We start from the raw sequence: 21,100 nt of genomic DNA, 5'->3' as shown, positions 1-21,100 counted from the left end.
CCGGCCCACTCCACGCCGGCTGCGGGAACCCGCGGCCCGCCCCTGTTCGGTATGACCCGTCCGTCGCTGCCGCGGGTCCACGTGACCCCCTATGGGCCGCCTCGTCAGGCGGGCGGGCGGGGGGTGCTGCGCATCCGGCCCGACGGCGGTGCCAGGGGCACGGAATCTCCGCCGTCCTGCGCGGTCTCCTGAGAGGACTGCTCGCCGCCCTCGGCGACGTACTGGTCGTGCCGTGCGGCCTGCTCGTCCGGTTCGGCGCAGTCCGCCGCGTGCGCGGGGTCGGGGACGTCGCGGATGGTGCGGAGCGGCTGGGTGTCGATGCCCGCCTCGTCCTGTACGTCATCCACATGTGCGTCGTCTGCTTGCGGGTCGTCCGTGACGCCGTCCGGCTCGGGAGTCTCCTCCGCCGGCTTCGGCCGGGGATGCACGAGGACGTCGCCGGTGTGAGGCCGGACGAGATCACCCCAGCGCACCGGCCGGTTCCGCCGGGGCGGGGCCGTCTGCTCGGCCAGGCCGGGGTCCGCGGAGCTCTGGGGGCCCTCGGGGCCTGCGGGGGTCTCGGCGGAGCCGGTGACGGCAGGGTCGAGCTTCTCGGGAGTCTCGTCGATGACGGGCTCCGGGGCGGGCGCAGCCGCCTCGGCCGTCTCATCGGACGACGCGTTCCGAGCCGGCTCCGTCATCCCCGTGTCGATCTGCGCTGTGCTCTGCTCTACGACCTCTTCGGCGGGCTCCTCCACGGGAAGCTCCGTCACGGGGGGCGTCGGGGGCGCCGCTGTCGGGGGCACGACCGCCAGGGCCTCGGGGTCGGGGTCGTCCCGGTCCTCGGCGGCTTCGGGCACCGTTTCGCCGGGGACAGCCTCGGGAGGCAGCCGTACGCCGTCCTCGTCGGTGTCAGGAGTGACGGCGTCAGGAGTGACGGCGCCGGGCTCCGCGGCGTGGGGGCCGGTCGTCTCGTCGTCCGCCGGCGCGATGGCCGGCAGGGGCGGGGCGTACTCGGGTGGTGCGACCGTCTCGGAGACCGGGCTGACCGGCAGCGGGGGGACATAGCCGGGTGGCGCCACGGCCTCGGGTGCGGGCTGCAGCGAGGCGGCATGCTCCTCGCCGGGCGGATGCGGGGGAGCGTGCCGTTCTTCGCGGACGGCGGGATAGGGGATGGCGGGATAGGGGGCGGTCGCGGCGGGCAGGGGGGCGCGCCTGCTCATGGGCTCGCCGTCGAACGGCAGGAGGCCCTCGTCTGAGTCGCCGTCCAGGTCCAGGTCGGCCCGGTTGGTCCGCACGTGCTTCAGCAGGAGCAGCAGCAACCACAGCCCGACGGTGAGCATCACCCAGGGCAGGAGCGCGACGACGAGCGCGGCGTCCTCGGGATCGAAGGAGACGCCCATGGCGGCCGAGGCGTTCGCGGCGGCGGCGGACGCGAGGAGGACCAGCAGGACGAAGCCCGCCTGCACCCGCACCAGGAGACGCGCGCCCCGCAACACGGGCACGCTGACCAGGGCGACGACGAGCAGGATGTCGAACGCGGCGGGGTAGAGGTAGGCGAGGCGGGGCTCGGCGCGTCCGGAGACGGCCAGCGCCCGCAGATCCTCGAAGGAGAGCGCGCATGCGGCTGCGGCGAGCATCGCGAGGGCGGCGCCCGCGAGCCCGACGGCGAGGCGGCGCAGCACCAGCGGGATTCCGGAAGGGGTATTTCGGGACGGGCGGGAGGCCCTGCCTGCCGCGCCGGGGGGAGTCACGTCCATGGCGTTTCGAGCCTACAGAATCGGACCGGCGGGTTGATCGCACTGGGGTGCCGGCCCGCTTCGTGTCGTGACGGCGCGTCGCGCGGTGTGAAGGGTCGGGCCCTGCTCGGACGGCGAGTCCGGGGCGCGGCCGTCGCGGCACCGGCGCGAGGCTTTCGCGCGGCCCCGATTCGATCAATACCGGCTTTGCTGGGGCTTAAATCGGGACTTATGTGACGTATGTTTCACCGCTCCGCCAGGCGGAGGCATTCACGGCCGCCCAAGTAGCCCTGTGCTGTGGCGTCAGGCGTTAGCCTAGCCTTCGTGAGCCTGCACCTCTACGACACCAGCACGCGTACGGTCCGTGAATTCGTACCCGTCGAGCCCGGCCGGGTCTCGATGTATCTGTGTGGTGCGACCGTTCAGGCTCCGCCGCACATCGGTCACATCAGGTCCGGCGTGAACTTCGACGTCCTGCGCCGATGGCTGCTGCGGCAGGGCTTCGACGTCGTCTTCTGCCGCAACGTGACCGACCTCGACGACAAGATCATCAGGGTGGCCGCCTCGGAGGGCGTGCCCTGGTTCGTCGTCTCCGAGCGCAACCAGCGCGCCTTCACCTGGGCGTACGACCAGCTCGGCTGCCTGCCGCCGACCGTCGAGCCGCGCGCGATGGGTCACGTGCCCGAGATGGTCGAGCTGATGCGGCGTCTGATGGACAAGGGGCACGCGTACGCGTCGGGCGGCGACGTCTACTTCGACGTGGTCTCCTACGCCGACCGGTACGGCAAGCTCTCCAACCAGAAGCTGGAGAACATGCGGGCGGCGGGCGACACCGACACCGACTCGCTCAAGCGCGACCCGCGCGACTTCGCGCTGTGGAAGGGCGCCAAGCCCGGCGAGCCCACATGGCCGACACCGTGGGGCCGGGGCCGTCCGGGCTGGCACCTGGAGTGCTCGGCCATGGCGACCAAGTATCTCGGCGGCACGTTCGACATCCACGGCGGTGGCGTCGACCTGATCTTCCCGCACCACGAGAACGAGATCGCCCAGTCGCAGGCGGCGGGCGACGGCTTCGCGCGCTACTGGCTGCACAACGGCATGCTCAAGCTCGGCGGCGAGAAGATGAGCAAGTCGCTCGGCAACTCGCTGCTGATCCCCGACATGCTGCGCAAGGTGCGCCCGGTGGAGCTCCGCTACTACCTGGTCGCGGCCCACTACCGCTCCGCCATCGACTACTCCGACGAGGCGCTCCAGGAGGCGGCGGCCGGATACCGCCGGATCGAGGGGTTCGTCACCCGGGCCGCCGAGGTGATCCACGACGTGGACGCCGCCGCTCCGCTGCCGCAGGCGTTCGTGGACGCCCTGGACGACGACCTGAACGTCTCCCAGGCGCTCGCCGTGGTCCACGAGGTCGTCCGCGAGGGCAACGTCGCCCTGGCCCAGGGCAACAAGGAGCAGGTCGCCCGGCTGCTCGCCGAGACGCAGAACATGCTCGACGTGATCGGCCTCGACCCGAGGTCGGAGCAGTGGCGTACGACCGGCGACTCGGGGCTGCGGGAGGTCGTGGACGCGCTCGTGGCGGTGGCGCTGGAGCAGCGGCAGGCCGCCCGTGCCCGCAAGGACTACGCGGCGGCCGACGCGATCCGCGACCAGCTCGCCGCCGCGGGCATCGTGGTCGAGGACACCCCACAGGGCCCGCGGTGGGAGCTGGCACGGTAAACGTGGCCCTACGCTAGAGACCATGGCGGGTAGGGCTTCAGGGAAGCCGTCGAAGAAGCAAGGGCCGGCGAAGGGCTCCGGTGGCAAGGTTCGCCGCTCCCTGGAGGGCAGGGGAGCGACGCCGCCGGCGGAGATGCGGCACTGGTACAAGGACAAGGCCCGCGCCGAGCGGATCGAGCGGGAGTCGCGGGGCGGCGCCTCGTCCTCGCGTACGCCGAGCCGTACGCGCAGGGACGACGCTCCCGAGGTCATCGGCGGGCGCAACCCGGTGGTCGAGGCGCTGCGGGCCGGCGTCCCCGCGAGCACGCTGTACGTGGCGCAGCGGATCGACAGCGACGACCGGGTCCGCGAGGCCATCAAGATCGCGGCCGACCGCGGGATCGCGCTGCTGGAGATCGGCCGCGACCGGCTCGACCGGCTGACCGAGAGCACGGTCCACCAGGGTGTCGGGCTGCAGATCCCGCCGTACGAGTACGCGCATCCCGAGCAGCTCGTGGAGCGGGCCAGGGACGCGGCGGAGGTGCCGCTGATCGTCGCCCTGGACAGCGTGACCGACCCCCGCAACCTCGGCGCCATCGCGCGCTCCGCGACCGCCTTCGGCGCGCACGGGCTGCTCATCCCGTCCCGCCGCTCGGCCGGCGTCAGCGCGGGCGCCTGGAAGACCTCGGCGGGCACCCTCGCCACCCTGCCCGTCGCCCGCGCCTCGAACCTCACCCAGACGCTCCAGGCGTACCGGGAGGAGGGCCTCTTCGTGATCGGCCTCGACGGCACCGCCACCGTGGACATCGCCGACGTCGAGCTGGCCTCCGAACCGCTCGTCGTGGTCGTCGGCTCGGAGGGCAAGGGCCTGTCGCGCCTGGTCAGGGAGTCGTGCGACCAGATCGCCCGCATCCCCATGAACGCCGCCGCCGAGTCACTGAACGCCGGCGTGGCCGCCGGGATCGCCCTCTACGAGGTCGCCCGCCACCGCCGCCGGTGATTCCGTCGTGACGGTACGGCCCCCGGCCCACTAAACTCGTGTGGGTAGCAGGCCGCCTTAGCTCAATCGGCAGAGCATCTGTCTTGTAAACAGAAGGTCTGGGGTTCGATTCCCCAAGGCGGCTCTCGTACGACAAGCCCCTGACCAGGTGATTCCCGGTCAGGGGCCTTGTGCTTTCGCGGCTCATCCGGTCTCTTCGGCGTCGTTGGGAGCCACCCTGGGAGCCACCCGCTTCCGTTGCCCCAGCAGAGCGCCGGAAATGGCCTCCGTCGCCGCCCGCCGGTCGCCTTCCATGAGGTGGCCGTAGACGTCTTTGGTGATCGCGACGCTGGCGTGCCCGAGGACTTCGGAGACCACGTGCAAGGGGGTCCCCTGGGCGAGCATGATCGAGGCTCCGGAGTGGCGGAGTTCGTGCGGGTGCCAGTGGCCCAGGCCCGCGCTCTTGGTCAGGCGCGAGAAGACGTGAGAGAAGTTGTCCGGGTCGGACGGACGGCCCGATGAGGTGGGGAAGACCAGGCCGTGTTCTCGCCATGCGTCGCCGGCCTTCAACCGTGCGGCGTTGTGCTTGGCCCGGTACGCCTTGAGCGCGTCGACCAGTTCGGAGGTCAAGGCCAGTGTCCGGCGTGAATTCGGAGTCTTGACCTCGCTGATCACGATCTTCGTCCTGGTCTCGGCGTTCGCGTCCCGGTTCTTGAGCCGCTTCACGGCGTGCGTGATCCGCAGCGTCTTCGCCTCGGGATCGAACGCGTCCCACATCAACCCCAGAGCTTCCCCGCGCCGCAGCCCGAAGACGAGCGAGAGAAGGACGACCAGGCCGAGGCGATGTTCGGCGACCGCGTCGAGGAGTGTGTGCGCCTGATCGATTGTGAGCGTCCGCCCCTCCGACTGCCGAATGCGAGGAGGCAGCGAGAGCGCCGCGACGTTCCGCACGATCAGGCCCTCGCGCTCCGCCTGGCTCAGCGCCTTCCGGAGCATGGCTCGCATGTTGCGGATGAACCGCCTCGGCTTCGGTGGAGACCTCAGGGGTTGATTCCAGCGGGTCCGCTGGGGTGGTGTCGAGCGCAGCAGGAAGCCTCGTGCTTGTGCGGAAGTGCGCCGACAGGATTCTGTGATCGTCATACAGTCCGGGCATGACCCTCAATCCTGCGCAGTCGACCGTTCGTCGGGTCGGAATCCATCCCGTGCTGGTCGCCGTGCTTCTCCTGATCGCCGCGGTAGTCGGTGCTCTCACCACGCACAACCTGCCGTTCGGCTCGAAGGCGCTGACCTACTCCTATGGGACGGCCACTGTTACAGGGGAGGAAGGCTCCGGAGTCGTCACGATCGAAGAGGGAAACATACTTCTTCCCGCGGACATCCCATGGATGGATCGCGGAGGGCGCTCCATCAGCGGGGGACGGCCCGAGTGCCTCAAGGGGGATGGGGACGAACAGGTGAGTGGTGTCCGGGTTGAGGCCGGTTACCTTTGGGTTCGCCTTCCGGACGGCAAGGGCTCGTACCCCATGGTCGGGTGGCTCCGCTGCCTGTGAATACGGCACGGGTCATACAAAAGGGTGGGCCGCGGGCGGGGCGCGTGGCACCGTCCGCGGCCCGGTGGAACCATTACGTCAGCTGCGCAGGCTCCACTTCTGGTTGTTGCCGCCGTTGCAGGCCCAGAGGATGAGCTTCGTGCCGTTGGCGGTGCCGGCCGCGTTGGCGTCGAGGCACAGCCCGGACTGCACACCGGTGATGGTGCCGTTGGAGTTGACGTTCCACTGCTGGTTGGTCTGACTGTTGCAGTCCCAGATGATCACCTGGGTGCCGTTCGAGGTGCCCTGGCCGTAGGCGTCCAGGCACTTGTTGCCGAACACCTGCAGCTGCTTGCCCGACGTGTACGTCCACCGCTGGTTGGTCTGTCCGTTGCAGTCCCACAGCTGCGCCTGAGCGCCGTTGGTCGCCGTGCCGCCACTGACGTCCACACACCGGCCCGACTGAGTGCCCACGATCGTGCCGCTCTGCTGGCCGTTCCCGCCGCCGTTTCCTTGCCTGACGAGCGACTTCGACTCAGCCGATCGATTTCCCTGGGCGTCCACGACGTAGAGCCGGTATTCACCGTTCGTCGTCGGAACGGCGATGGAGGTCGCGGTTCCGTCCGCCCTGGTCATCGTGGCGCCGGCGGTGAAGGACGTCGTGCCCGAGGGAGCCAGCCAGACGGTCTTGCTCGCGTCGCCGGCGCTCCGGATGGGGATCGAGGTCACCCCGGCGGCGACGAACGTGCTGGCGGGCAGGACGTAATCCGGCAGGGAGAGATTGCTCTGCGGGACGATGTTCCGGTACGCGTCCTCGAGCCCGGAGTTCACGGCGATGCCGTAGGCCTGCGACGGCCAGACATAGTCGGAGTACACGAGGATGTCCTGGACCGTGCTGTTCGGCAGGTTCTTGTTGGAGACCTTGTTGATGGGGCCGTAGGTCTGCGTGATGCTCAGGTCGTGCTTACGCCCGAAGTCGTCGGAGTTGATGAGCCACGTGACGTTCTTGTCCACGCTCAGGACGTTGTCGCGGAACGTCATGTTCCCCGAGCCCTCGTCCGGGTGGAGTCCGTACTTGTGACCGGACGGGACGCCCTGCAGGTAGTTGTTGGTGATCGTGGTTCCCGGCTGGTTGCCCAGCGTGTAGATGGGCGCCGTGTCGCTCAGCCGCTGCACCGTGTCGATGATGTGGTTGTAGCTGATGGTGTTGTTCTTCGCCGTGGTGGTCGGCCGGTTGGGCGCGATCGAGCCTGACGACCCGTCGAAGTTCCACCACCCCCAGCCGAGCGTGATGCCGGACCACGGGGTCTTCTCGATGCGGTTGTGCTGGATGGACAGGGTGTCGGCGAAGTAGGCCGAGATCGGGCTGTGCCCGTTGAACAACACGGCGCTGTCGTAGATGTAGTTGTTCTTGATCTCGATGTTCTTGGGCGCGCCTTCGACCTGGACGGGATACTTCTCGCGGTTCGTCGAGGTGTAGTCGCCGATGTAGACATGCTGGGGATGGCCCACGGAGATGGCGGATCCGGCGATGTCGTTGGTGTAGTTCCCGATCAGCTGCGTGTTCACCACGTCGTTGGCCAGGGTGATTCCGTCGACGCCGGTGTGCTGGATCCGGTTGTTCTGCAGGACGAGCCCGTCGGCGTTCTCGAGCTGGATCATGCCGGGCGCCAGGTCGACGTTGCGGTAGTAGTAGGCGTGGAAGTTCTGCTTGGCGTACGCGATGGCGCCGAGGTTGCCCTGCTGGGCCTGCTTGAGCACCGAGCCGGCCACGTTGAACAGGTTCCAGTCGGAGTGCTGGACCGTCAGGCCGGAGAACGTGATGTTCCGGGCGCGGCTGCTCGTGGAGGTGCCGGCGACCCTGAGAAGGGTGGACACGTTGTTCGGCGCCCAGACCGACGCGGTCGTCATGTCTTCCGAGCCCGATTTGTAGTAGTACAACGTCCGGCTCGTCTTGTCGAAGTAGAACTCGCCCGGCGCGTCCAGGAACTCATAAGCGTTCATGACCTTGTGGCTGCCGCCGACCTGGGCGTTGCCGTTGAAGGCGCCCTGGGCGATGGCCGCTCCCGGCTGCTGGAACAGGGCTATACGGTTCGAGCCCTCGGTGGTGACCTGCCTGACGCCCACGATGGCCGTGGTCCAGGTCGTCGCGGTCTCTATCTCGATGTCGTCCTGATTGGCGGCGACGGCGGGAAAGTCGTTCAGGCTGTACTTCGCTCCCGCGCACTGCGAACCGGATTCCCACGCCCAGGACGCCTGTCCCGCCGTGATGGTGTAGGTGCCGTAGCATCCCGCCGAGTTCATCGTCTTCGAGGCCATGAACGCTCGCTTGTCGTTGACATAGAGCGCACGGAGCTTGTTGCTGCGATTCAGCGGGGCTTTCCAGATGTTGCCGCTGTGCTGCGTCCATCCGGTCACCTGGACGCCTCCGGTGAGGACCGGCGTCTCGTTCTGGTACGCGGCGTATGTGACCCGATAGCCATTCGTGCCGGAGTCGGCGGGCGTGAAGTCGATGGTGCTGCTGACCGAATAGGTGCCCCCACGGAGATAAACGAAGATGTCACCCGTCATGTTGGCGTTCACCGTGCGGACGACGTCCCTCGCGCGCTGCAGTGTCCTGAACGGTGACGTGATCGTTCCGGGGTTGGCGTCGTTGCCGTCGGGGGCGACGTAGTAGGTGGCCTGGGTCGCCGCCGAGGCCGGGGTACTACCTGCGAAGACCGGCAGCAGTGCAGCGGCGACGAACACCGCGAGCGCTGCTAACGCCTTCCCAGTGGTGGACAGGGCTGACTTCACGCTCTGTTCCTTTCGCTGATTCCGAGCAGATTTTCACCGCGTAATAACCCCGCCGTGAGAGAACTCCTCGGGGTGTGCCCCGCAGGTGGCTCATTGGTCGCAGTAACGTATGACGTATGCCGAGTGATGTGTGGGGGTAATGTCGCATTAACAGAGGTTTCTGGCAACAGTCGATGGAGTGCGGGGAGGCACCCCTTCACTCACCCGGCGGCGCGATGCCGGGTGATCTTTCCGCGGTGCGGTGGGCCTCCCGTGGGTCGCGGTGGGACGCCGCCGGTCGGGCGTACGGCGGGATCTGGTCGCTCGTGGGTCCGTTCTTCCAGGTCAGGTGCCGGTTCCTCCGCCGTCGTGCCGGTCGCCTTTCGCCTGTCGCGGTCCTGCAGGCGGTGTCAGTGGCGCGCCAGACCCCCTGTCCGGACCGGTCCGCGATTTGGGCGGGCAGAGGGAGGAGCGACTCGCATCACCGGTGGTGAATCGCACATGCTGGTGAAACTTTCATCAACAAAAGCGATCACATTCGATCGGTGGTCCACAGCTGGTTGAGGCTGGAGCGGGCGAGCAGCCGGTCGACGATGCGGTGGCGGTCGGTGCCTGCGGACCGGGCGCCGGTGGCGGTCTCCGGGCGCCCCATGACGCCCGTGTGGTGCGGGGACATCAGCACGACGGTCGTGTCGTACGGCGTCAACTAATTCGGCGCGCGGAATTGTCGGTCGGCGTGGCTAGTGTCTGCTCGTCCTTGTCCTCATCGACAGATGGGAAAACTGTGGGATTACTCAGTAGGGCCGGGCGTCGGATCGCAGGGCTGGCGGGCATCGCGGTCCTCGTGTTCGGTGCTTTCGTTCCCTCTGCGCAAGCCGCACCCCCGCGATCCTTTTCCGGGACGGCTTCCGCCCCACTCGCATCGGCCGGCAATACGGTGCGGAAACTCACTCTCTCATTCGAGCGAACCACTGCGACGAAGTGCCCGGTCACCTTCAATGTCTACGGGACCTTCGAAGGACTCCCTCCGGGTCTGCAGCTCATCCAATACCGCGTCGTCGGCACCGAGCAATGGAAGAACCTGAAATCCCCCACCAGGCACAACGGCAGCTTCACCGCCCTGCTCGCGACTATCGACTGGGAATGGGACTACGAGACGGATCCATCGGGTCATACGTCGGTCCAGATCGAGCTCAGGCAGCCCGACGGTCTGATGTCCGACAAGCTCTACTACTTCGAGTGCGGTATGCCCGGCGCGGACGAGACCTTCGGTGAGACCTCCGAGCCCATCGTCCGGACGCCCAGTGGCGGCCCGCTGGCCGAACTGGTCGCCGATGCCAACCTCGCCGCGGTTCAGGCCCGGTCGGGCGCGGAGGCGGCCCTGGTCAGCAGGTACGGATTCCACCTGGACCTCGACGCGGGCCCGGTCACCTACGAGGAGGTGTTCGCGACGCTTCCGGCCGGGTTCGCGGTGGACGTGTGGGAGGTCACCGGCGCCGCGCTGAAGTCCGTCCTCGCCTACCCGAACGCGCAGGGCTGGGTGCTCACGCCGTCGTCCTCGCTCCGCTACACGCTGGAGGGCGGCGCGGTCACCGAGATGACGTTGAACGGCGTTCCGGTGGCCGACGACCAGGTCATCAGAGTCGCGGCCAACTACGTCCTGGTGGGCGGCTACGAAGGTTTCCCCCGATGGCCCGGAGTCACCAGCGTCTATCGCGGCGGCCCGGACGACAGGGGGGCCCTGGCCACCTATCTGGTGAAGAACTCGCCGGTCAGCGCACCGGCCGGCGACCGGGTCACCATTCGATGAGCATGGTCTGAACAAGCTGATCGCCGGGCGGAATCCGTTCCGCCCGGCGATCAGTGAACCTCGGATCCGGTCACGGCGCTGGAGGACCTTTTACGGGACGCTCCAGAGGAACCAGAAGTTGTACTGGTAATCGCAGTGGTACCAGGTCCACATGTGGTTCTGGACGCCGTAGTCCCCGTACCGGTAGCAGTCGGAGGAGGAGTAGTAGACGTTGCGAAGTGTGTCGGCGTGCGCGGGGGCGGCGTTCGCGACGACCGTCAGCCCACTGATCAATGCGCCGGCGACGGCCAATGATTTGATTTTCCGCACTTACCCTCCTTGGAGCGAATCTCGTGCCGGACTTCCACTGCGAAGCATCACAGCGCGGGCGATATCCGTACAGTTCATCTTCTCCTTCGCTGTTTCCCTAAGAGGCGACCTGCGGCGATGCCGGACAGGCCCTGAAACTTTCCCCGCCAATCTCTGGTCTGCACGGGTTAGGTTGGCCGGGTGGGGATCTATACGGATCTACCGGCCGAGCTGGTGACCGAGCGGCTGCGGTTGCGGCGGTGGGCGCCGTCGGATGCCGAGGACTACCGCGGGTTGTGGCTTGAGCGGGGTCCCACAGCGCTACGGCGGATCGACGCCGAGGGACGCCCGACGCTCGAGGAGATGCGCGGCCGGCTCCTCGGCAATCCGCTGATGGCGGATCCGGGGCTCGGGTTGCTGCCGATCGAGCTGCGGGACACCGGTGAGTTCATCGGGTACTGCGGACTGACCGTCGGCCAGGCGACCTTCGACGAACCCGAGATCGCGTACGAGCTGGCACGACGAGCTCACGGCCATGGCTATGCGACGGAAGCCGCCCGTGCGGTCATGGAAGCCGTGGCGCGAACAGGACGCGGACGGCTCTGGGCGACTGTGCGGGAGTGGAACGCACCCTCGTTCCGCGTCCTCGAGAAGCTCGGTTTCCACCGAAGCGACCGCGTCACCGAGGACGCCGAACGCGGCAACACGATCTGGATGACACGCGTACTCGATCAGAGATAGAGCCGTGAACACCGGCCGCGATCTGTCGAGCCCAGCGCTTCGGTGGTGTGGAGGGCGGGCCTGGGGAAGTATGGCGCTGGAGGGTGTCGATCACCACTGAACGACCGGACGCAGGATGGGCTGGGCATGGCACAGCGTGGCTATTGGCGCGTATCCGACGGCGGTTCCGTGACGGCGGCGGAGGCGCGGGAGTTGTGGGCGGCTGCGGCCTACCCCGTGCTCGTCGAAGTGGCGCGCACGTATCACGCGCTCATCACCTACAAGGAGCTCGCCGAGAAGATCCAGGAGAGCACCGGAATCCGCACGACGACTCTGCTGCACAACTGGATCGGAACCGTCCTCAGCAAGGTGGTTCGGGAAGCTCAACGCCGCGGAGACCCGCCGCTCACCGCTCTCGTGGTGCACACCGATGACGGCATGGTGGGGGAGGGCTACAAGGAAGTTCTTGAGATAGCCGGAGAGCCGCCGGTGGACGATGTCATAGAACGCGAGAAACACGCCGCACGCTCCCGGTTAGCCTGCTATCAGCGCTTCTGCGCGACGCTTCCTCCTGACGGTGGCGTTCCCGCGCTCGCCCCACGACTCCAGGCAGCCGTCGATCGCCGACGCCCTGAGAGACCTCCGCGGATCTGTCTCCGCTGCTCCATGCAGCTTCCGTCAACCGGCGTCTGCGACTCGTGCGACACCTGACCGGATGACAGGAGACCGAGTCCTGCCCGAGATGCGTGGGCACGCTCGTGACGGGGGGCTCGTCCGTAAGCTGAAGGTGTGTCCCCTGAACTTGTCCTGCTCGACGGCGTCCGCTGGCGGGGTGCGCGCGTGGTCGGCTTCCGTGCGCAGACCCTGCTGGCCGTGCTCGCCATGCACGGACGCGCGGGGGTCGGCGACGAGCGCCTGATCGAGGAGCTGTGGCCTGAGGAGGCGCCGGCCAATCCGGCGAAGGCGCTGCAGGTGGTCGTGTCGCGGACCAGGGCGGCGACCCACGCCGATGTGGTGGTCCGGGTCCCGCGCGGTTACCGGCTCGGGCTCGCCGTCGACGAGGTGGACGCGCTGCTGCTCGCCGCGCTGGTGGAGCAGGCACGCGTCGCGCTGGGAGAGGACGACGTGGCGCTCGCGCGCCGCCGCGCCGAGGAGGCGATCGATCTCGGGAAGATCGGTTCGGACGGCGCGACGGGCCCGCTCGCGGAGCTCAGGGGCGTCGCGGCGGGGTGGGCGGCCGAGGCGCGGCGGGTGGCGGCGATCGCCCGTGGCCGGAGCGGCGCCCACGAGGGCGCGCTGCCGCTGCTGGAGGAGGCCGCCGCCGACCGGCCGCACGACGAGGAACTGCTCGCCTGCCTGCTGCGCAGCGAGGCCGCCGTACGGGGCGCCGCCGCCGCGCTGGAGCGCTACGAGCGGTATCGCGCGGCCGTGGTGGAGCGGCTCGGCGCGGAGCCCGGGCCCGAGCTGACCCGCGTGTACGCCGAACTCCTGGCCGCCGACCGGCCGGTGCGTGAGGGCATCCTGTTCGACGGTTCCTCGCTGCTGGGCCGGGACGGCGACATCCGCGCGGTGCACGCCCTGCTCCGGACCAACCGGGTGGTCTCCATCATCGGCCCCGGAGGGCTGGGCAAGACGCGGCTGGCCCACGTCGTCGGCCGGAACGCCGCGCAGCCCGTCGCGCACTTCGTCGAGCTCGTCGGCGTCTCCTCGCCCGAGGGTGTGGTGGGCGAGGTCGGCTCGGCGCTCGGGGTCCGCGACTCGGTCAGCGGGCGACGTGCCCTGACCGCCGAGCAGCGCTCCGACATCCGTGCCCGGATCGCCCGGCATCTCGACCAGGCCCCGGCGCTGCTCATCCTGGACAACTGCGAGCACGTGATCGAGGCCGTCGCCGACCTGGTGGGCTTCCTGACCGTGACGACCCGCGACCTGCGGGTGCTCACCACCTCGCGCGCCGCCCTGTCGATCCCGGCCGAACGCGCCTATCCGCTCGGCGCGCTGCCCGCGCCCGAGGCGGTCGCGTTGTTCCGCCAGCGCGCCACCGCCGCCCGCCCCGGCGTACGGATCGACGACGGCGTGGCCGAGGAGATCGTCGCCCGCCTCGACGGGCTGCCGCTCGCGATCGAGCTCGCCGCGGCCAGGGTGCGGGTGATGTCGGTGGAGGAGATCGCGCGGCGGCTGGCGGACCGGTTCGCCCTGCTGCGCGGCGGGAACCGTACGGCTCCGGACCGGCACCAGACGCTGCTCGCGGTGATCGACTGGTCGTGGAACCTGCTCGACGAGCCGGAACGGCGGGCGCTGCGGAGGTTGTCGCTGTTCGGCGACGGCTTCACGCTGGCCACGGCCGAAGAGGTGCTCGGCCCGGACGCCCTGCACGTCCTCGCCGCGCTGACCGAGCAGTCGATGCTGAGCCTCACCGAGACGCCGCACGGCCTGCGCTACCGGATGCTGGAGACCGTCAGGGAGTTCGGGCGGATGCGGCTGCGGGAGGCCGGTGAGGAGGCGGACGCTCGGGAGGCGCAACGGGCCTGGGCGACGGCGTACGCCGTGGAACACGGCCGCGTGATGTTCGCCGCGGCCCAGTTCACGGCGGTCGACGCGATGCGGGCGGAGGAGGGCAACCTCGCCGATCTGTTCCGGCAGGCCCTCGCCGAGGCCGACCCGGCCGCGGCGATCCAGTTGCTGGCCGGCCTCGGGGCGCTGTGGTCGATCCGCGGCGACCACTCCCGGCTTCTCGTCCACCTGGACGCGATCTGTGAGGTGGTCACCGCCTGGACGCCGCCCCCCCACCTCGTCGAGGTGACCAGGGGCGCCATGCTGCTCACCCTCATGAACAGCATGGTCACCGATCGCCGGGCCGAGCCGGTGCGCGACCTCCTCCAGAGGCTGCCCGTCAGCGCCACGACGGACCCCCGGCTGGTGGCGATGGTCACGGTGCTGTTCGCGTGTCACCTGGGCGACGGGCCCGAGATACACCGCCGGCTGGTGGAGCTGCGCCGGAGCCCCGACCCGCACGTCGCCTCCATGGCGACGCAGATGAGCGTTTACATCCTGGAGAACGCGGGAGACGTGGCCGGGGCGATCGAGGCCGCCGAGCGGACCCTGGCGATGCTGCCCGAGGACGACGGGCCGTGGCTCGCCGCGATCCTGCACACCGCGCTCGCCCACCTGGTGATGCGGCGCGGCGACCACCGGGGGGCGGTCGGGCACGCGCTGACCGCCCTTCCGGTGTTGCACCGGCTCGCGGCGACCGAGGACGAGAGCCAGCTCCGTACGGTGCTGCTGGTCGCCGCCCTCGCCGACGGCGATCTCGCCACCGCCGAGGCCCAGCTCGCCGAGATCACCCGGATCAACGCCGGTGAGGCGGTGCTCGGAGTGTCGGCGATCGCCTCGATGTGCTCGGCCGAGCTCGCCCTCACCCGCGGCGAGACGGCCGCGGCTCTCCGGGAGTATCGCCTGGCCGTCGAGCGGGCGCGTGATCTGCGCCTGCCGAAGAGCAGCCAGCCGGCGGAGACGCCGTGGGTGGTCGTCGCGGTGTCGGTCGCCCTCACGGCGTACGCGTACCACGCCTCGCCGGAGGACGCCGGGTACGGTGAGACGCTGTTCTCCGTCGCCCGGAGCCACAACCCGCTGGCCCCGGGGGGTTCGTTCTCCGACACCTGGGGCCCCGCCCTGTGGTCCGTGGACGACCCCGCCTTCGACTTCCCGCTGTGCGGCACGGTGCTCTTCTCGCTCGGCGCCTGGGGGCTGCTGCGGGGAGCGATGACTCCCCGCGAGGCGATCGGGCTGCTGGTGCTGGCCGAGCGGTTCACGTACCACAACAGCATGCCCAGCATGTCCTTCGAACGGATCGAGCCGTACGCCGAACGGGCCGCGCCCGGGACGCTCGCCGCCGTCAGGGCCGCGTACGGCGACCGGCGCGGCGCGGACCTGCTCCCCGAGGCGCGGCGCCTCGTGGAGCAGGTCTTCGGCCAGGACGGACGGGCGTCACATGTGCCGCTTGTAGCTCCGCACCGACAACGGCGCGAAGATCGCGATGACGACGGCGCACGCGAGGAGCGTCCAGCCCACCTCTCCGCTGACGACTGCGTGGTTGGCGAGGTCGCGGGTGGCCGTGACCAGGTGTGAGACCGGGTTGACCCGGACGAACGCGGCCAGCCAGCCGGGCAGCGTCTCGACCGGGACGAACGCGTTCGACAGGAACGTCAGCGGGAACAGGATCATCATCGAGATGCCCTGCACGGCCTGGGCGCTCCGGGCGATCGTGCCGACCCAGGTGAAGGCCCACGCGAGCGACCAGCCCGTGACGACCGCCAGCAGGATCGCGGCGAGCACTCCGGCCGGCCCGCCCTCCGGGCGGTAGCCCATCACCAGCCCCATGGCGAAGGTCAGCGTGGCCGCGATCGTGTAGCGCAGCAGGTCGGCCACCATCGGGCCGGCGAGCGGCGCGATCCGGGCGATCGGCAGCGACTTGAACCGGTCGAAGACTCCCTTCTCCATGTCCTCGCGGAGCTGGGTGCCCGTGGCCATGCACGTCGTCAGCACCGTCTGGGCGACGATGCCGGGGATCATCAGAGGGAGATAGCTCGCCACGTCGCCGGCGATGGCGCCGCCGAAGATGAAGGCGAACATCGCGGTGAACAGGAGCGGCTGGAGCGCCACGTCGAAGAACTGCTCCGGGTTGCGGCGCATCTTCTTGAGCGCCCGCCACGCCATCATCAGGGTCTGGCCGAGCGTCTCCCTGATGGAGACGCGCGTCCGGGCGGACGCCACGCGCTCGGCGGCCCGGACCACCTCGCGGGAGGGTGCGATCACGGTGCTCATCGGTTCTCCTTCGTGCGCTTCTCGTCGTCCCCGTCCGTCTCGTGGCCGGTGAGGGCCAGGAACACCTCGTCCAGGCTGGGCTTGTCCACGCTCACCGAGGTGATCGACACCCCGGCGGAGCGCAGCGCGATCAGTACGTCCGCGGCGAGGTCGGCCTGGTCGAGGGGGACGTTGAGACGGCCCTTCTCCGGGCTGAGGACCGGCTCGGAGCCGAGGACGCGCCGTACGACCTCCACGGCCGTGGGCACCTCGCCCGGATCGGCGAGCAGCAACTGGAGGGTGGAGTCGCCGACGGCGGTCTTCAGTTCGTCGGGGGTGCCCTCGGCCACCTTGCGGCCGTGGTCGATGACGGCGACGCGGTCGGCGAGCTGGTCGGCCTCGTCCAGATACTGCGTGGTCAGCAGCACCGTGCAGCCGTCCGCGACCAGACCGCGGATGGTGTCCCACATCTGGCCGCGCGTACGCGGGTCGAGACCGGTGGTCGGCTCGTCGAGGAAGATCAGCGGTGGCCTGGTGATCAGGCTGGCCGCCAGGTCGAGACGCCGGCGCATGCCGCCGGAGAACTGCGAGATCGGTTTGTCGGCGGCGTCCTCCAGGCCGAACTGACCCAGCAGCTCGGTGGAGATGCTCCGCGCGCGCGGCCCGGCGACGCCCTGCAGGCGGCTGAAGAGCCAGAGGTTCTCGCGGGCGGTCAGGTTCTCGTCGACCGACGCGTACTGCCCCGTGACGCCGACCAGCTGCCGGATCACGTGCGGGTTGCCGGCCACGTCGACCCCGAAGATCTCGGCGCGGCCCTCGTCGATCTTCAGCAGGGTGGCCAGCATGCGCAGTGTTGTGGTCTTCCCGGCGCCGTTCGGGCCGAGGACGCCGAAGATCTCGCCCGAACGCACGTCGAGGTCGATGCCGTCGACGGCGCGGTGCTCGCCGAACGTCTTCACGAGCCCTCGCACCCGTACGGCCAGATCGGTGCCCCCGGCCGGGGCCGGGCCGCCTCCGGAGGGTCGGAATTCTGTGATGCTCATGCCATCACTGTCGGCGGCCCGGGTTTCACGGTGCCCTCGGCCAGGTTTCACCGGTTGCCGCGACTCGGCCAGAGCCGAGATCGAGCCCGGCCCCGGAGCGCCGGCCGGGTAGTCGTCGGGCTCACGTCCAATCGACGTCAAAAGGATCGGGCAGACCCTGTTCCTCCGCCAGGGATCGGGTGCGCGTCACGAAGCCGGGGGCGGCGGTCTGCAACACGTCGAACTGGCGCCGGCTGAGAGCGATCGGCCGGAAATTCCCGCCCAGGAGACCGCGCTCCACACAGTTGGTCCAGATCGCCAGGCCCAGCAGGGCGTCGACATCCGGAACGTCCCTCCTCCACAGGGAGAAGCGACCGTCGAGCTTCAGCACGTCGAGCAGCCTGTCGATGAGGTCCGCGGCGGATTCGTCGCTGACCGGAGGCACGAGGATGTAGCCGCTCGCCCGAAGGTCGAGGAGGTCGAAGAGGCCGAGCGTCGTGAACAGACCACTAGCGAACGGCGTACCGGCGGACTCAAGCTCCCCAGAGTAGGACGTCCGCAGTTTCGCGTGCACGTCCAGGAAGGCGGTCATGTTCGCCCACCGGTATACCCTCATCCGGCCGCACAGGTCTCTCAGCATCTGTGTGGGAATGCGGTCGGCATGAGTGCGTAGCAGCGCGAGAACGAGGCGGGCGTGCTCGACGGAGACGCTGACGTCTGGTGCCACATCGTGGTGCGTCAAGACGGCGAACAGATAGCCGTACGTTTGGGCGCGGATTTTCCCGGGTGGCGTGAGCAGCAGTTTCATCATCGCCGCCGACCTGCGCCCCAGCAGCACGTCGTCGTCGCTGAAGGGAAGGAGGGCGGCGTACGGTAGCAGGGTCGAGCAGGCGTCCCGGTAGCGACGGGAGTCGAGCATCGTCGCCTCCCGGGTTGCCTGGACGATCGCGTTTCCTCTGGGGATCCTGATGTCCTGCGCCGACAGGAACAGTTCCGTCGCAAGGGGCAGCGACCGGTCCCTGTCGTCGGCGGCGTCGTCCTCGTCGTCCCAGAGACCGATCAGCACTTCCTGGGCGTCCGCGCCCGGCAGGTCGACGCGGATCACCCGCACGATGCTGTCCCACTCGTTGCCAGTGAGCTGCGAGTGCCACAGACGCGTGGTCGATCGCCATGCCGCACGGCGATCCTCGGCCGAGCGTGGAGGGGCGGAGGCGTACAGCTCGCTCAGCGGCAGGGCGGCGGCACCGTCTCCGGTCTGTGCCGCCTGTGCCGCCGAGACGAGCAGGAGCAGGAGCACCAGATTGGCGCTGTAGACCGCGTACTCCGCCGGGGCGCTCAGCTCCACGGGCCGGTATTCGTCGTAGCCGCCCCGTCCCCTCGTCCGCAGGCACCGCCGGAACAGGACGCAGAGGACGGCACGCAGCTCGGCCGGCTCCTCGCCGTCCAGACCGCCGAGCAGGTCGTGGACGAAACCCAGGATCCGCTGCTCGCGCGTGCTGATCACCGCCTTCGACAGGAGCGCGTTCAGCAGCGCGTCGTCAGGGGGAGGCGGACAGGGGTCGTCGGCGGCCTCTCTGGCCCGGCGCGCGAGGCGGCGGACCTCGCCGACGACCCAGCGCGCGACCAGGAACTCCCCGAAGGAGGCGTGGAGGAACTCGTACGTCTTACGCGTGCTCTCCTGCCCGTAGACCGCCTGGGCCTGCTGGACGAACAGGCGGAAGAAGAAACGGCCGGCGAGGCGCTGCGCGACGTCCAGCGCGGCGGCCCTCCGTAGCTCACCGGATGGTGTGCCGATCGACCCCGAGGCGTACGATGATCCGCCTCCGATGGGCAGGACGGCGAAGTCCGCGACGAGTTCCTTGTCCGTGACGGTCTGCCGGCCCCGGTTGAACATGGAGAAGGCGACCGCGGACAACCGGTCCAGTTCCCGCGCGACCGCTCGTCGTCGTTCGTGGTCCGGCAGGGAGTCGTCGAGCTTGCCGACGTCCCGTTCGGCGAACCGGGTGAAGAGGCGCTCGTACAGCTGCGCCTGGCCGATCCCCGGCGTGAGGGCGCCTCCGCCCGAGTGGAACAACGCGAGCATGAAGAGCAGCAGGGGCTGCCGGCACAGTTCTCCCTGTGCCAGTGCCGCTCCCGGGGTGAGGGGAGTCGCCGGGTTCGCGTCGTTCCAGGTGGCCAGCCAGCGCCCGACCTGGTCGTCGTCGAAGTTCTCCAGCCGGACGACGACTGTGCCTTCGGGATAGCGCACCTGGTCGGCGACGGCGGTCCGGCTGGTGACGATCACCGCGACCGGGCGGTCGAGCTCCGCCTCACGCCGCTGGAAGGCCTGCACCCGCTCCAGGAAGTCGTAGTGGCTCACCCCGCTCGCCTGGAGAAGCTCGTCGAACCCGTCGAGCAGGATCACCGGCTGCGCGGTGCCCGATTCGGCGGTGAACTCCGGCCAGGACAAGGTGGTGCCCGTCAGGCTGTTCATCGCCACCTCGATCTGCCGCTGGATCTCGGCGTCGGAGGGGACCGCCCGGAGCTCCACGCGTACGACCAGGAAGTCGGCGGGATCCAGCTCCGCGGCCAGCACCTGCGTGAACAGCGACTTCCCGGCACCGGGCTGGCCGAGCACGACCAGCGGAGTGTCGGCGGCCGGAGTGGACATGAGGTGGTCCATGAGGAACGCCCACAGGTCGTCGCGGCGTTCCTCCTCCTGCCACGAGCCCTCGCTGATCCACCTGTCGGGGGCGGCGGACCTGCCTCTCGTCGGCAGGCTGCGATACGACGGATTGATGTAGATCTGACGCAGCGTCGGTAGGGTCACCGCCTCCGGAACCGTCTCCGCCCTCGCCACCGGCGCGTCCAATTGGCGCCGATAACGCCTGACCAGATCTTCCCGGACACGGCTGGGATCGCGTCCCTGCCCGATCCTGCCGATGATGCTCGTGAGAGCGTGCAGAGTGGCGGTCTGCTCCCTGCTGTCTCGGTGCGCTTTGTGTAGCTCGTCCAGGATGGACCGCATGCCCAGGCGGTGGGCCCAGAACGCCACCTCGGGAAACTCGCTCGCGAGCTTACGCAGATGCTCCTCGTACCATCCGAGAGCGGTCGACGGCAGGTTCCGGCTGAGGACGTCGGTCCAGCGAGCGCGCTGTGTCTCATCCCTCGCGTCCCAGACCGCGGTGCCGGACGCGAAGTGGAGGAGGCGGTCCGTCAGTTCCTCGTAGAAGGCCACGAGCCGGCTCTCCTCGCCGGTCGGCTCGATCACCAGGCCGGGTTTTCCGTTCGCCGTCGTCAGCCTCAGGGCGAGATTCGCCAAACCCTTGCGCCCCGCCGCGAGGCCGCCCCCACCGGCGAGTGCCACCTGTTCGTCCCGGGTCAACTCCAGGGACGCCGTGTTCAGCGCGGTGAGGATCTCGTCGTCCAGGTCGTCCAGTGCGCTGAAGAAGGCGGCCGCCACGACCACGGCGTGCGCGGCCTCGATGAGTTCCGTGCGCCGGAACCTGCTCAGCCCGCGGACCCGGTCGCGCAGGGTGGCGAACAGGCTCTGGCTCAGCTGGTCCACCTCGCCCTTGAGGTCGAACAGGCTCAGCGCCACGTCGCTCCCACCGGCGGAGGCGACCGTCAGGGTGCCCCCCGCGAGCCGGCTCAGCGCGGTGATCACCCGGCTGCTCCCGCCCAGCAGCTTCACCGCGTCGGTGTACGAGAGGGGCTTGTTTCCCATACGGCTCCAGACGTGGCGGTTCGGCTACCGCCCGAAGCTAACACCGGGCGTTGTG

14 protein-coding genes, 1 tRNA gene and 1 pseudogene are annotated in these 21,100 nt (G+C 69.3%); 8 read left to right on the top strand and 8 right to left on the bottom strand.

Features of this window, described 5'->3' with window-relative positions; translation table 11 throughout:
* Window positions 1-104: 104 nt before the first annotated feature.
* Window positions 105-1,739, bottom strand: coding sequence for a DUF2637 domain-containing protein (locus tag F5972_RS03625; RefSeq protein ID WP_150930985.1), 1,635 nt, complete (start codon window positions 1,737-1,739; stop codon window positions 105-107).
* A 303-nt stretch (window positions 1,740-2,042) separates the two neighbouring features.
* Between F5972_RS03625 and cysS the strand changes: the two genes are divergently transcribed.
* From cysS to F5972_RS03610, 3 genes are all read left to right on the top strand, one after another.
* Window positions 2,043-3,437 carry a cysteine--tRNA ligase gene (gene cysS, locus F5972_RS03620; RefSeq protein ID WP_150930983.1) on the top strand — a complete coding sequence of 465 codons (1,395 nt, stop codon included), beginning with the start codon at window positions 2,043-2,045 and terminating at the stop codon, window positions 3,435-3,437.
* A 22-nt stretch (window positions 3,438-3,459) separates the two neighbouring features.
* The gene (gene rlmB / locus F5972_RS03615) at window positions 3,460-4,416 is read left to right on the top strand and encodes a 23S rRNA (guanosine(2251)-2'-O)-methyltransferase RlmB (protein WP_150930981.1); all 957 of its coding nucleotides are present in this window, start codon (window positions 3,460-3,462) and stop codon (window positions 4,414-4,416) included.
* A 51-nt stretch (window positions 4,417-4,467) separates the two neighbouring features.
* Window positions 4,468-4,540, top strand: a tRNA-Thr gene (locus F5972_RS03610).
* A 59-nt stretch (window positions 4,541-4,599) separates the two neighbouring features.
* On the opposite strand, the gene F5972_RS03605 is transcribed toward F5972_RS03610, so the two are convergent.
* Window positions 4,600-5,391 (bottom strand): tyrosine-type recombinase/integrase, encoded by a 792-nt coding sequence (locus F5972_RS03605; RefSeq protein WP_191909921.1) that lies wholly within the window; start codon window positions 5,389-5,391, stop codon window positions 4,600-4,602.
* Window positions 5,392-5,546: 155 nt separating this feature from the next.
* Here F5972_RS03605 and F5972_RS03600 point away from each other — a divergent pair, with 155 nt between their 5' ends.
* Entirely contained in the window at window positions 5,547-5,945 is a 399-nt protein-coding gene (locus tag F5972_RS03600) for a hypothetical protein (protein WP_150930977.1), read from the top strand.
* A gap of 78 nt (window positions 5,946-6,023) precedes the next feature.
* Here the strand turns inward: F5972_RS03600 and F5972_RS03595 are convergent, their stop codons facing one another.
* Window positions 6,024-8,720 carry a ricin-type beta-trefoil lectin domain protein gene (locus F5972_RS03595; protein ID WP_150930975.1) on the bottom strand — a complete coding sequence of 899 codons (2,697 nt, stop codon included), beginning with the start codon at window positions 8,718-8,720 and terminating at the stop codon, window positions 6,024-6,026.
* A 511-nt stretch (window positions 8,721-9,231) separates the two neighbouring features.
* Window positions 9,232-9,375 carry a hypothetical protein gene (locus tag F5972_RS36910; RefSeq protein ID WP_191909920.1) on the bottom strand — a complete coding sequence of 48 codons (144 nt, stop codon included), beginning with the start codon at window positions 9,373-9,375 and terminating at the stop codon, window positions 9,232-9,234.
* Between the two features lie 261 nt (window positions 9,376-9,636).
* On the opposite strand from F5972_RS36910, the gene F5972_RS03590 reads away from it, so the two are divergent.
* Window positions 9,637-10,509: a 5'-nucleotidase C-terminal domain-containing protein gene (locus F5972_RS03590; RefSeq protein WP_150930973.1), complete on the top strand. Its 873-nt coding sequence runs from the start codon at window positions 9,637-9,639 to the stop codon at window positions 10,507-10,509.
* Window positions 10,510-10,599: 90 nt separating this feature from the next.
* Here the strand turns inward: F5972_RS03590 and F5972_RS03585 are convergent, their stop codons facing one another.
* A complete protein-coding gene (locus F5972_RS03585; RefSeq protein WP_150930972.1) occupies window positions 10,600-10,818 on the bottom strand; it encodes a hypothetical protein in 219 nt (72 codons plus the stop codon).
* A 180-nt stretch (window positions 10,819-10,998) separates the two neighbouring features.
* On the opposite strand from F5972_RS03585, the gene F5972_RS03580 reads away from it, so the two are divergent.
* From F5972_RS03580 to F5972_RS37805, 3 genes and pseudogenes are all read left to right on the top strand, one after another.
* Complete coding sequence (locus F5972_RS03580) at window positions 10,999-11,538, top strand: GNAT family N-acetyltransferase (RefSeq protein ID WP_150930969.1); 540 nt, start codon at window positions 10,999-11,001, stop codon at window positions 11,536-11,538.
* Between the two features lie 126 nt (window positions 11,539-11,664).
* Window positions 11,665-12,228 (top strand): hypothetical protein, encoded by a 564-nt coding sequence (locus tag F5972_RS03575; RefSeq protein WP_225311123.1) that lies wholly within the window; start codon window positions 11,665-11,667, stop codon window positions 12,226-12,228.
* Between the two features lie 171 nt (window positions 12,229-12,399).
* Window positions 12,400-13,770 (top strand): annotated as a pseudogene (locus tag F5972_RS37805) (ATP-binding protein); the annotation flags it as partial.
* Between the two features lie 1,731 nt (window positions 13,771-15,501).
* On the opposite strand, the gene F5972_RS03565 reads toward F5972_RS37805, so the two are convergent.
* The 3 genes from F5972_RS03565 to F5972_RS03555 all read right to left on the bottom strand — a co-directional run bounded on the left by F5972_RS03565 (window position 15,502) and on the right by F5972_RS03555 (window position 21,045).
* On the bottom strand, window positions 15,502-16,338 hold the full coding sequence (locus tag F5972_RS03565) for an ABC transporter permease (RefSeq protein WP_150930967.1): 837 nt from the start codon (window positions 16,336-16,338) through the stop codon (window positions 15,502-15,504).
* Entirely contained in the window at window positions 16,335-17,360 is a 1,026-nt protein-coding gene (locus F5972_RS03560; protein ID WP_150930965.1) for an ATP-binding cassette domain-containing protein, read from the bottom strand. The genes F5972_RS03565 and F5972_RS03560 overlap by 4 nt, the downstream gene beginning before the upstream one ends.
* Window positions 17,361-17,481: 121 nt before the next feature.
* Entirely contained in the window at window positions 17,482-21,045 is a 3,564-nt protein-coding gene (locus tag F5972_RS03555) for an NACHT domain-containing protein (RefSeq protein WP_150930963.1), read from the bottom strand.
* Between the last annotated feature and the right edge of the window lie 55 nt (window positions 21,046-21,100).

The organism is Microbispora cellulosiformans (assembly GCF_008728085.1).
GTDB classification, from domain to species: domain Bacteria; phylum Actinomycetota; class Actinomycetes; order Streptosporangiales; family Streptosporangiaceae; genus Microbispora; species Microbispora amethystogenes.
Note: the sequence above shows the minus strand (reverse complement) of the source record. Positions and strands in the feature narration are given on the sequence as shown.